Source organism: Limnohabitans sp., assembly GCF_044373035.1.
Classification (GTDB): Bacteria; Pseudomonadota; Gammaproteobacteria; order Burkholderiales; family Burkholderiaceae_C; genus Limnohabitans_A.
Map to the genome: position 1 here is coordinate 1 of NZ_JBILQU010000096.1, position 10,970 is coordinate 10,970.

At 62.9% G+C, this 10,970-nt stretch carries 12 protein-coding genes; 5 read left to right on the top strand and 7 right to left on the bottom strand.

The genetic code is table 11. The features are described from left to right. Positions 1–195: 195 nt before the first annotated feature. Positions 196–621 (top strand): PaaI family thioesterase, encoded by a 426-nt coding sequence (locus ACIQ47_RS12570; RefSeq protein WP_396438436.1) that lies wholly within the window; start codon positions 196–198, stop codon positions 619–621. Between the two features lie 68 nt (positions 622–689). Continuing rightward, positions 690–824 (top strand): hypothetical protein, encoded by a 135-nt coding sequence (locus ACIQ47_RS12575; RefSeq protein ID WP_396438437.1) that lies wholly within the window; start codon positions 690–692, stop codon positions 822–824. Between the two features lie 144 nt (positions 825–968). Here ACIQ47_RS12575 and ACIQ47_RS12580 read toward each other — a convergent pair whose 3' ends face one another. The 6 genes from ACIQ47_RS12580 to modA all read right to left on the bottom strand — a co-directional run bounded on the left by ACIQ47_RS12580 (position 969) and on the right by modA (position 6,690). Next, on the bottom strand, positions 969–1,937 hold the full coding sequence (locus tag ACIQ47_RS12580) for a succinylglutamate desuccinylase/aspartoacylase family protein (protein ID WP_396438438.1): 969 nt from the start codon (positions 1,935–1,937) through the stop codon (positions 969–971). After that, positions 1,934–2,914 (bottom strand): Bug family tripartite tricarboxylate transporter substrate binding protein, encoded by a 981-nt coding sequence (locus tag ACIQ47_RS12585; RefSeq protein WP_396438439.1) that lies wholly within the window; start codon positions 2,912–2,914, stop codon positions 1,934–1,936. Before ACIQ47_RS12585 ends, ACIQ47_RS12580 begins: the two co-directional genes overlap by 4 nt. 94 nt (positions 2,915–3,008) lie before the next feature. Continuing rightward, the gene (locus tag ACIQ47_RS12590; RefSeq protein ID WP_396438440.1) at positions 3,009–3,887 is read right to left on the bottom strand and encodes a LysR family transcriptional regulator; all 879 of its coding nucleotides are present in this window, start codon (positions 3,885–3,887) and stop codon (positions 3,009–3,011) included. Between the two features lie 105 nt (positions 3,888–3,992). After that, positions 3,993–5,162: an ABC transporter ATP-binding protein gene (locus ACIQ47_RS12595; protein ID WP_396438441.1), complete on the bottom strand. Its 1,170-nt coding sequence runs from the start codon at positions 5,160–5,162 to the stop codon at positions 3,993–3,995. Beyond that, positions 5,162–5,839: a molybdate ABC transporter permease subunit gene (modB, locus tag ACIQ47_RS12600; RefSeq protein ID WP_396429663.1), complete on the bottom strand. Its 678-nt coding sequence runs from the start codon at positions 5,837–5,839 to the stop codon at positions 5,162–5,164. The genes ACIQ47_RS12595 and modB overlap by 1 nt, the downstream gene beginning before the upstream one ends. 47 nt (positions 5,840–5,886) lie before the next feature. Next, complete coding sequence (modA, locus tag ACIQ47_RS12605; protein ID WP_396438442.1) at positions 5,887–6,690, bottom strand: molybdate ABC transporter substrate-binding protein; 804 nt, start codon at positions 6,688–6,690, stop codon at positions 5,887–5,889. Positions 6,691–6,910: 220 nt separating this feature from the next. Here modA and ACIQ47_RS12610 point away from each other — a divergent pair, with 220 nt between their 5' ends. Continuing rightward, a complete protein-coding gene (locus ACIQ47_RS12610; protein ID WP_396438443.1) occupies positions 6,911–8,812 on the top strand; it encodes a phosphoenolpyruvate carboxykinase (GTP) in 1,902 nt (633 codons plus the stop codon). Between the two features lie 94 nt (positions 8,813–8,906). Beyond that, entirely contained in the window at positions 8,907–9,809 is a 903-nt protein-coding gene (locus ACIQ47_RS12615) for a DMT family transporter (RefSeq protein ID WP_396438444.1), read from the top strand. A 32-nt stretch (positions 9,810–9,841) separates the two neighbouring features. Here the strand turns inward: ACIQ47_RS12615 and ACIQ47_RS12620 are convergent, their stop codons facing one another. Continuing rightward, positions 9,842–10,312 (bottom strand): hypothetical protein, encoded by a 471-nt coding sequence (locus ACIQ47_RS12620; RefSeq protein WP_396438445.1) that lies wholly within the window; start codon positions 10,310–10,312, stop codon positions 9,842–9,844. Positions 10,313–10,458: 146 nt separating this feature from the next. On the opposite strand from ACIQ47_RS12620, the gene ACIQ47_RS12625 reads away from it, so the two are divergent. After that, positions 10,459–10,970 (top strand): LysR family transcriptional regulator (locus ACIQ47_RS12625; RefSeq protein WP_396438446.1); only part of this gene is annotated, 512 nt, incomplete at its 3' end.

Sequence of the window (10,970 nt, forward strand, 5' to 3'; positions counted from 1 at the left end):
GACGGAGAAAAGCGGTTCATGCCATGCCTGCGGGTCGGTGAATGGGGCCTTTCAGTTTACGTTGGCCTGAGTGCCCGGCCTGTGCTGTTGGTGATAGCCTGTGCAAAAACCGATCAGGCGCAGCGGCCCACCATCATCCCCATCGGGCGGGATAATCACCGCCACCTGCAATCCGCAACCTGCCCTGAGCCCAGCATGACACCCTCCCACACTCCCGTGAGCACCGACACCCTGCAGCAAGCCCTGTCTGACCTGTTCGCCCCCTGGGTGCAGACTCTGAACTTGCGTGTCGAGCGCTTTGACGCCGACAGCGTGACCCTGCGCTTGCCGCAAAGCGACCAGTTGTCGCGGGTGGGCGGCATGCTGTGCGGGCAGGCCATGATGGCGGCGGCCGACACGGCCATGGTGCTGGCGCTGATCAGCCACTTTGGGCAGTTCCGGCCCTGCAGCACGGTGCAGTTGTCGAGCAGCTTCATGAAACCGCTGTCAGGCCAGGACGCGCTGGTCACCGCCCGGGTGCTGCGCGCTGGCAAGGCCATGGCCTTTGGCGAAATTGACTTGGCCGGGGCCGACGACGGCAAGAGCGTTTTTCGGGCCAGCACCACCTATGCCCTGATGTGAGCCGGGTTGTCAGCGCCCCGCCAGCCTGGCTTGGCTACAATACAGCCATTCTTGTACTGAGGCTCTCCATGTCCAATCACAACGACGCACACACTTCTGACGACCCCGTGGAAAACGTGGTCAAACACATTCCCGTGGTCATTCCGGCCGCGGGTGCCGTGCTGATTTTCTTGTTGGCCTTCATTGCCGTGGTCATGGCCTGAGGCTTTGCCGCTCCCCGGTGCGCCACTCAGGCAGCACCCCACCCACCCGCAACAGCTCGCGCTTTGCGGGTTTTATTTTGTCCGCACCGGCATGATGTGCAGCGCCCCAGCACAGCCAGCGGCTGGCCTGGGGAGTTGGCTTGGCTACAACGGCCGCCGCCTTGCGAAACGCACCACGGTCACGCCAGCCCGGGCCTGTCGCACCGAGGGCATGACCAGCACGCAGTCGTCATAAGGCGTGGTGACGGGCTCGCCATCGTTGTCACCAATCACCGTGCCCGCCTTGGGGATGCATTCCAGTCCCTTGAACGGCTCGGTGAAACGGAACTTTTCGCTGCGCGCCACCACCGGTCCGGTGACTTCGAGGGCCCACTGTTGCGGGGCGTCGGCCTGTCTCCAGCCGGGCAATGCAGCCTGCAAGGCAGAAGCCGAAAGCACACCCGACACGTCCAGGAAGCGGATACACAGGTCGCGCGCCACATCGCGGCTGGCCAAGTCGCCATGAAAACCGCATTCGATCAGCAATGAGCGCGTCTCGGGTGCATGGTCATCTGACAGGCCAAGGCGACCGTAATCGCGCATGCGCACACCGTCCTTGTGACCGGCATCGACCACGATGTGGACCGGATTGGCCAGCTCGCGTGCCAGTTGCAGGTTGCGTGGATGCATACCGGTCAGCAGCAGCGGCGCGCCAGGTTCGTGCATGGAATGCAGGTCCAGCACCCAGTCGGCTTTTTGCACCCAAGGGGCGAGCTCGGCCACGCGCTGGCGCTCGAGCGTGCGAGGTTCGGCGATGCGCTCGTCCATCCATTGGCGGTTCATGTCTTCGTCGACAAAACGCGATGCATCATGGTTCGCCTCGTCAAAGCGCTCGAATGCACGCAGGTTGGCAAACACCAGGGTCAGCTGACCCACCGCAGGGCGAACACCCGCCTCCAGCAGGCCCTTGAGCGCCCAAGCGCCACACAGTTCGTTGCCGTGGATGAGGGCGCTGATCAGGACGTGCCGACCGGGTTGTCCCGAATCGAAATGCCAAACGCCTTCGGTGCCGGTATTGCCCTGGCGCCACATCGAGATGTCGGGACAGGGCAGATCGAATTGAAGCGGTGTCATTCGCGGATCTTGGCAAAGTCAACGATGCGCTGGTACTTGGCCGTCTCTTCGCGCAGGAACTTGTTCATGTCCACCGCGCCTTGGGCCACGGCCGAGCCGGAGGCTTCAAGCTTGCTGCGCACCTCGGGGTTTTGCAGGGCATCGGCCAGACCTTTTTTCAGTTTGGCGGCAACCGGTTCTGGCAGCTTGCCAGGGCCCATCAACACAAACCAGGTGCTGATGTCGGTGTTCTTAAGGAGCGGATGCTCGGCCAATGCGGGAATCTCGGGCGTGACCTTCGATCGGTTCTTTTCGGTGGTGCCCAGGGCCACCACCTTGCCGCTGCGGATGTGGGGCAGACCACTGGAGAGCACGAACACGCCGAACTCCAGGTTGTTGCCGATCAGGTCAATGGCCAGCGGGGCCACACCGCGGTAAGGAATGTGCGTCATGAAGATGCCCGCCTGTTCCTTGACCATTTCACCGGCCAGGTGCAGTGAAGTGCCCACGCCCGAGCTGCCATAGCTGAAGCGGCCCGGGTTGGATTTGGCCAGTTTGATGAACTCATCGGTGTTTTTCACGCCCATCTTGGGTGATGTGACCAGCACCAGGGGCTGCGTGGCGATCAGGCCGATGGGGCTGAAATCCTGCCAGCTGTATTTGATGGAGGGCGACACCAAGCGGTTGATGGCCACTTCGTTGTTAGCGCCCACCAGCAAGGTGTAGCCGTCGGGGGCGGCATTGAGCACCTTTTGCGCGCCGATGGCGCCGCCGGCACCACCGATGTTCTCGACCACAACCGTGGCGTTCAGGCTCTTGGCCAGGGCGGCGGCCACCACGCGCCCGGTCAGGTCGGTGCTGCCGCCCGGCGGATAACCGACCACGATGGTGATGGGCTTGGAGGGGTAGTTACCGGTCTGGGCATGGGCCAATGGGCTGACGGCAGCCAGGGTGCAGGCCAGAAGGCCGAGGATGTGTCGCACGACTTGGGTGTTCATTGCAGGCTCTTTCATGAATTGAAGAAAAAGTCATTGTGTTCAAGCAAAGCCGTCTTACATGGCCAGTTGAGCAATATGACTTGCTTTTCTGGCATCACAGAACGGGGGTGGTCTGCCAGACCTGTTCCGCGATGGGGCCCAGCATTCGCCGCATACGGACCAAGCGCACCTCGAAAGGAATTTCCATGCTGCGATCCCAACACACCTCCAGCAGCCCTTCTTGACAAGCCGTGGCGACCAAGGACCAGGGCAACCAGCAAACACCCATGCCCTTGATCGCGTATTCCATCAAGGCATCTGCCGAATCACATTCAAGCACCCTTTGCAAGCTGTCCGGGCAAGGGCAGCGCTCCAGATGGTCTTCGACCAGACCCGCCAGGGCCAAGCTGGGTGCATACGCCAGCAAGGGCAGGGCGTTGATTGCCTTGCTTCTTGGGTGCAGGCGCCGCTGCCGAACTGGCACCAGCTTGTCCTGGGCCAGCACCTTTTGCAAGAAGCCGCGCCCTCGGGGGCGTTGCGCAATGGCTGGATGGTGATAGGCCACCAGCAGATCGACCCGCCCCTCTTCGAGCCAGACCAGCGTGTCGGCCAAGCCGCCGGTCCTGACCTCAAGCCGCTTGGGATTGACGGTCTGTCCGATAAGGACCAGCCAGTCGGCCACCCAGGAGCGCGCCAAGGTTCGGCCCGTAGCCAGTTTCAGAACCTCGTCGGTTTGGCGGTTGCGCTGGAGCTCTTCGCGAATATCGTGCAAGCCTTGCAGACTTTCCTGGGCCCGCTTCATGAGTTGCAGACCGGCCTCGGTCAATTGCAGGGGTTTGTGTTCGCGATCCACCAGCGGCATGCCTGCCCAGGCCTCCAGCGCGCGAACACGCCGACCAAACGCCGGGGGAGTGACGTGTCGCAGGTCGGCGGCCCGAGCCAAGTTGCCCGTTTTGCCAATGGCCACCAAGTCTTCAAGCCATTTCAAATCCATGCTTCACTCCTTCAGGCTGTTGCCCGGCGTCCTGTTCATCAACCCAATGCAGCTGGGCAAGAGATATACGTCCATCGTTGGTCAACAGCAGCCGCTTTGCGGGTTTTATTTTGTCCGCACCGGCATGATGTGCAGGGCCTCTGGCGCGATCTGCAACTGAACCCAGCTGCCCGAGTCGACCTGCAAACGCTGCAGCAGGCGGCTGGTCAGGTTCAGGGTGATGGTTTGTCTGGGCAAGGCTTCGGGCCTGAGCGTGCACAAACTGATTTCACCCAGCGACAAGACCTCCAGCAACTGGCAGCGCAATCGGGTATGGCCTTGTAGCGCCACACTGGGCACCTCGCCATCGGCCATCACGTCCACCTGTTCCCCGTTCAGCACCCAGGTCACAGGGGTTGCATCGTCGATCTTGTTTTTGTCGTACACCGCCAAGTCCAGACCGGTGTCGGATGACGCCGCATCGGTCCAGCGCAAGCGCCCCCAGCCGGCGTGGTCCTTGTAAAAGCGCCCCTCAAAATGGTTTTGAATGCCCACCAGTTCGGCCACCCGGGCGTTGCGCGGGCTGGCAAACACGCGGGCGGGTTCGCCCGTTTGCAGGGTCTGGCCCGCGTCCACGATCACCACCCGGTCGGCCAGGCGGCGGGCTTCTGCCAGGTCGTGCGTCACCAGCAGCATGGGCACCGATACCTTTTGGCGCAATGCGGCCAGCTCGCGGTACAGCGTCTGGCGTGTGGGTGCATCCACCGCAGAAAACGGCTCGTCCAACAACAACACACCGGGCAAAGCTTGGGGTGTTGGGGTGGCGTCCGCTGTGGGCCTGGGCATGACACGCACCAGCGCCCGCGCCAACGCCACGCGCTGCTGCTGACCGCCAGACAGTTGCGAGGGCCTGCGCTCGCTGAGCAAAGCCAGCCCCAAGCGGGCCAGCAAAGTCTGCACATCGGCGCTCGACCAACCCGGCCCAGCGGCCAGCGCCACATTGGCCTGCGCCGTCATGTGCGGAAACAGCGCGTAATGCTGGAACACCAGCCCCGCCCGGCGCTGCTGCGGGCTGAGCTGTACGCCCGCTGCCGTGTCCAGCCAAGCCTGGCCCGCCACCCGAATGTGGCCCTGCACATCGGCGGGCGTCCACAGGCCGGCAATGGCGCGCAGCATGCTGGTTTTGCCACTGCCCGACGGCCCGACCAGGGCCACCAACTCGCCCGCGCCGCAGTCAAATTCGGCCTCCAACCGAATCGGGCTGGCCGAGCGCAGTTGCACTTGCAAGCCTTGCATCAGCGCTCCTGCAAGGCGCGACCGCGCTGGCCCACCCGGTCAAAGGCCAGCACCAGCGTGAGCGCCAGCAAAGACACGCCCACCAGCGCCAGCGCCATCACATGGGCCGATTGCAAATCCATGCCCTGCACTTTGTCGTACAGCGACACCGACAGGGTGCGTGTCTCGCCTTCGATGTTGCCGCCCACCATGAGCACCACGCCAAATTCGCCCAGCGTGTGCGCCACGGTGAGGGCCATGCCGGCCAGCAAACCGGGCCAAGCCAGGGGCAACTCAATGCGCCAAAAAGTCTGCCAAGTGGACAAGCCCGAGACCCAGGCCGCCTCGCGCAGGCTGTGCGGCACCGCTGCAAAGGCGCGTTGAATCGGTTGCACCATGAACGGCAAGTTGACCAGCACGCTCACCAGCAACAGGCCTTCGAGGGTGAACACCAGCCGAATGCCCGAGGCTGCCAGCCAAGCGCCCAAGGTGCTGCCTTGTCCAAAAGCCACCAAAAAATAAAAACCGATCACGGTGGGGGGCAGCAGCAAAGGCAGCAGCAGCAAAGCCTCGACCACCGGCCGCCCGGCCCAAGCGGTTACGGCCAGCCAGCGGGCCAGCGCCAAACCCACCGGCAGCAAAGCCAAGGTGGTGAGAGCCGCCAGGGTCAGCGAAACGTGAAGGGCGGACCAATCCATGTTGTGAGGTTTGAAGGCTGAGCTGAAATATGGGGTGTTGGCCTGGATTATTGCGGCAAGGCGTAGCCGTGCCGCACAAACACCGCTTGCGCGGGCGGGCTGAGCAAAAACCGGTGCCAGTCTGCCGCCGCCGCACCCGCGCCCTTGAGCAGCACCATGCGCTGGTGCAAGGAGGCGTGCAAGTCAGCGGCCAAGGGCAAGACCTGCAAGCTGGGGGCGATTTCGGGGGCTTGGGCCAGCGCCAATGCGGTGATGCCCGCCTGCGCCGCACCCGTGGCCACAAACTGGGTGGCCTGGCCGATGTGGTCGCCCAGCACTTTCTGGTTTGCAGGCAGCGGCCCGACACCTGAACGCTGCAAAGCCTGCACGGCAGCCACGCCATAGGGGGCCAGCGCCGGGTTGGCGATGGCGAATTTGTCGCCCGGCTTCATCGAACGCACCACCGCCGCCAAACCTTGGGCCAGCGGCAGTGCTGAATTTTGAGGCACGATCAGCGCCAGGCGGCCCGTGGCATAGCGCTGCCCGGCGTCCACCGTTGTGCCCGCTTTGACCAATTCGGCCACCCAAACCTCGTCGGCCGAGATGAATTGCGCCACCGGCAAGCCCTGCAAGATCTGCCGCGCCAGGTTGCCCGAAGCACCCAGATTCACATCCACCTGAACGCCTGTTTGTTGTCTGTATTGGCTTGTCAAGTCAGCCAGCACAAACTTCAAGTTGCTGGCGGCAGCGATTTTGATGCGGACCGGGCTGTGTGCCTGTGCCGCCCACGGGACGAACCACGAGGCCCCCAAGGCCGCCAACAGCCCAAAGCGCCGAAGGGGCTGGAAATCGGTGCCCGCCATAACCCGCATAACATCATGCTTCTTTTGCATAGTTTTAAAGAGGTTTTCAGTCTGGCCTACAGGCACGAAACAAGCAGTCTCCCTAAAATCGAGGCCCGCTGGTGACAACGCCGTTACATCCACTTTTCCACGTGACGAAAGCCTTCAGTATCTCAGCCCCACAGCCGTTTTTTCAAAGCCCCTGCGCAGAGCTTTTGAAAAAACGATTTTTAAACTTGGAACACTTCCCATGAACTCACCCGTGATGCAGGGCCTGGCCCTCAATACGCCCCATTACGTCAAGAACGCCAAACTGATCGCCTGGGTCGCCGAAATGGCCGCCCTGTGCAAGCCCGCCAACATTTACTGGTGCGACGGCTCGCAAGAGGAATACGACCGCCTGTGCGCTGAACTGGTCGCTGCGGGCACCTTCAAAAAGCTCAACCCCGCCAAACGCGCCAACTCTTACCTGGCTTGCTCCGACCCGTCGGACGTGGCCCGCGTGGAAGACCGCACCTACATCTGCTCGGCCCAAAAAGAAGACGCTGGCCCCACCAACAACTGGATGGAACCTGCGCAAATGCGCGCCACCCTCAACCCGCTGTTTGACGGCTGCATGGCGGGCCGCACCATGTACGTGGTGCCGTTCTCGATGGGCCCCTTGGGCTCGCACATCAGCCACATCGGCATCGAGTTGAGCGACAGCGCCTATGTGGTCGTCAACCAGAAAATCATGACCCGCATGGGCAAAGCCGTGTTCGACGTGCTGGGCACCGATGGCGAATTTGTGCCCTGCATGCACACCGTGGGCGCGCCTTTGGCCACCCTCAACGGTGTTGTCGAAACAGACAAAACCTCTTGGCCTTGCAACCCCAGCACCAAGTACATCGTGCACTACCCCGAGACCCGCGAGATCTGGTCCTATGGTTCAGGCTACGGCGGCAACGCGCTCTTGGGCAAGAAGTGCTTTGCGCTGCGCATTGCCTCCAACATGGGCCGGGAAGCCGCAGGGGGCCCCTCCGGTCGCCAAGGCTGGTTGGCCGAGCACATGCTGATTTTGGGCGTGACCAACCCCCAGGGCAAGAAGTACCACGTCGCAGCCGCTTTCCCCAGCGCCTGCGGCAAGACCAACTTCTCGATGCTGGTGCCGCCTGCGGCCTTTGAAGGCTGGAAAGTCACCACCATTGGCGACGACATCGCCTGGGTCAAGCCGCACACCGACGGCAAAATGGTCGCCATCAACCCCGAAGCCGGTTACTTTGGCGTGGCCCCCGGCACCAACATGAAAACCAACCCCAACTGCATGCTGAGCCTGCACAAGGACGTGATCTTCACCAACGTGGCCCTCACCGACGACGGCGACGTGTGGTGGGAAGGCATGGAAAAAGACACCGGCAAGCTGCCCGACCATTTGATCGACTGGCAAGGCAAGGACTGGACCCCTCAGATCGCCAAAGAAACCGGTGCCAAAGCCGCTCACCCCAACGCCCGCTTCACCGTGGCTGCGACCAATAACCCCGCTCTGGACCCCGCTTGGGACGACGCTGCAGGCGTGCCCATTGACGCCTTCATGTTCGGCGGCCGCCGCTCGACCACCGTGCCGCTGGTGACCGAAGCGCGCAACTGGACCGAGGGCGTCTACATGGCCGCGACCATGGGGTCTGAGACCACTGCCGCCGCCTTTGGCGCACAAGGCGTGGTGCGCCGCGACCCGTTCGCCATGCTGCCGTTTTGCGGCTACAACATGAGCGACTACTTCCAGCACTGGCTCGATACCGGTGCCAAGGCCACAGCCGCTGGCCACAAGCTGCCCGCGATGTACTGCGTGAACTGGTTCCGCAAAGGCGAAGACGGCTCGTTCGTCTGGCCCGGCTACGGCGACAACATGCGCGTGCTCAAGTGGATGATCGACCGCTTGGAGGGCAAGGCCCAGGGCGAAGAGACCATGTTCGGCATTGCGCCCACTTACAGCGAAATCAACTGGAATGGCATCGCGTTCAGCGCTGAGCAGTTCAAGGCCGTCACCAACATCGACCGTGCCGCCTGGCAAGCCGAATTCAAGCTGCACGACGAGCACTTTGCGCAGCTGAGCTACCACCTGCCCCAGGCCTTGTTGGACACCAAAGCGGCGCTGCAGTCGCGTCTGGCTTGAAAATCAGGTTCTGCGCCCCTCCGGCGTCCGAGTCTCCAACCGCCCCGGCCACCACAAACCGGGGCGGTTTTTTTTGGCCTGCACAATCGGGGCCATGTCTTTGTTTCAAACCGCTGAATCCCGCACCCGCATTGCTCTGTGGCTGATGTGGGTCACACCCGCCTTGTGGTCGGTCAATTACATCGTGGCGCGCTCCGCCCCCGGCGTGGTGGAGCCGCACATGCTGGCCTTGGGCCGCTGGGCTTTGGCGGGCGTGATTCTGGCTTTTGTTGCGCGCAGCGAACTTTGGCGCGAACGCAGCAGCACCTTGGCCGACAGCGGGCGCTATCTGGTGTTGGGGGCTTTGGGCATGCTCATTTGCGGAGCCTGGGTGTACCAAGGCGCCAAGACGACCTCGGCCATCAACATCGCACTGATCTATGCCGCATCGCCCGTGCTGATCGCACTGGGTGCCGTGGTTTGGTTGGGCGAGCGCTTTTCATGGCGTCAAGGCCTGGGCGTGCTGGTGGCCATGGCCGGGGTGTTCCATGTGGTGGTCAAAGGCCAGTGGCTGTCGCTGGGCCAGGTGCAATGGGTGGCCGGCGACGCTTGGATTGTGGTCGCCATGGCCGCTTGGGCCGGCTTCGCCTTGCTGCAAAAGAAATGGAGCACACCCTTGGGCTCTACTGCGCGCCTGGCCGCCATCTGCATGGGGGGCGTGATCGTGCTGTTGCCCTTCAGCCTGTGGGAATTGCTTCAACCTGACCACCCAGTCTGGACGGTGCAAGCCACGGTGCTGGTGGTGGCCGCTGGGCTGCTGCCCGGCATCGGGGCGTATTGGGCCTATGGCTTCAGCCAGAAAGTGCTGGGCGCCAGCCGCGTGGCCGCCAGCATGTACCTGGGGCCCTTGTATGGCGGCTTGGCCGCCTGGCTGGTTTTGGGCGAAGCCATGGGTTGGCACCACGTGATGGGTGCGGCGCTGATTTTGCCGGGGATTTACATGGCGTCCAAACGCTGAAGCGAGATCGGCGTCACGTTCAGACGGCCCGCTCAGATGTAGTACATGCGGTCGCGCACCAATCGGGCGGCGCGGCGGTTCATCAGGGTTTCCGGGTCACGGACCGGGCCTGTGGCTTCGCTGGCGCGGTCCATGGCCACTTGCAGCTCCCTCATCAAGCGTGGATCGGACTGGGCCATGGACCACAAACGCTCGTCGGCGCGGCCGCGGGCCACGTGGGCTGACCAGGCGTCCAAGCCAGTCATCAGGTTTTGCGCCAAGTGGCGTGTCAGGCCGCGCAGCACCCAAATGGCCAGCACGGCCACGGCCCACAGCGCCAACCAGGCGGCAACCACATGGGATTGGGCCCAGCCGTCGATCATCTGATCGACACCGACGACCAGTGCAGCCACACCCGCGGCGAGCAACAGGTTGGCGAGGGTTTTGCTGGAGGTCCTGGGGGCGGCTTGGACCGCAGAGGCGGCGGGTATGTTGCCCAGGATAGATTGGACGGTGGTGTTCATTTTGTGTTCCCTTGATTCGCTTTTGTTTTCTTTGGAAATCCAAATCAACAAAACCATGTGTTGGATCATAGGGTTTATACCAATGTCATTCAACTTTATCTTCATAATGGCCTTCATTCATAATGGTGATGACTGAAGACCTCTGTATGCCCAGTGCCATCCCCCACTCTTTTCGCACCCTCGACCTGAACTTGCTGCGGGTGTTTGACGAAGTCATGGCCGAGCGCAGCCTGACCCGCGCCGCGCACAACCTGTCACTCACCCAACCGGCCGTGAGCAACGCCTTGCGCCGGTTGCGTGAGGCCTTGGGCGATGAACTGTTGCGACGCCACGGCCACGGCATCGAGCCCACACCCCGGGCACTGGCCCTGTGGCCCAGCGTGCGCGAGGCCCTGCGCCAATTGCAGGCGGCCATCGTGCCCAGCGCTTTCGAGCCCCAGCAAGCCAACAGCACCTTTGTGCTGGCCATGGCCGACGCCACCGCGGCCGAACTCATGGGCGGGCTGGCCCGCCAGCTGGAGTTGCAGGCCCCCGGCGTGTCCTTGCGCGTGCTGCCCCTGACCACGCGCGACCCGCGCAAGTTACTCAGCGAAGACAGCGCCGACATCGCCTTGGGATACTTTCCGGCGGTGCTGGCCGACCTGACGGCACGCGCCCA

Coding starts and splice junctions, on each gene's coding strand:
- ACIQ47_RS12620 (WP_396438445.1), bottom strand. CDS start 10,312: ATGAACACCACCGTCCAATCTATCCTGGGCAACATACCCGCCGCCTCT.
- ACIQ47_RS12590 (WP_396438440.1), bottom strand. CDS start 3,887: ATGGATTTGAAATGGCTTGAAGACTTGGTGGCCATTGGCAAAACGGGC.
- ACIQ47_RS12575 (WP_396438437.1), top strand. CDS start 690: ATGTCCAATCACAACGACGCACACACTTCTGACGACCCCGTGGAAAAC.
- ACIQ47_RS12610 (WP_396438443.1), top strand. CDS start 6,911: ATGAACTCACCCGTGATGCAGGGCCTGGCCCTCAATACGCCCCATTAC.
- ACIQ47_RS12615 (WP_396438444.1), top strand. CDS start 8,907: ATGTCTTTGTTTCAAACCGCTGAATCCCGCACCCGCATTGCTCTGTGG.
- ACIQ47_RS12580 (WP_396438438.1), bottom strand. CDS start 1,937: ATGACACCGCTTCAATTCGATCTGCCCTGTCCCGACATCTCGATGTGG.
- ACIQ47_RS12570 (WP_396438436.1), top strand. CDS start 196: ATGACACCCTCCCACACTCCCGTGAGCACCGACACCCTGCAGCAAGCC.
- ACIQ47_RS12585 (WP_396438439.1), bottom strand. CDS start 2,914: ATGAACACCCAAGTCGTGCGACACATCCTCGGCCTTCTGGCCTGCACC.
- ACIQ47_RS12595 (WP_396438441.1), bottom strand. CDS start 5,162: ATGCAAGGCTTGCAAGTGCAACTGCGCTCGGCCAGCCCGATTCGGTTG.
- modA (WP_396438442.1), bottom strand. CDS start 6,690: ATGCGGGTTATGGCGGGCACCGATTTCCAGCCCCTTCGGCGCTTTGGG.
- modB (WP_396429663.1), bottom strand. CDS start 5,839: ATGGATTGGTCCGCCCTTCACGTTTCGCTGACCCTGGCGGCTCTCACC.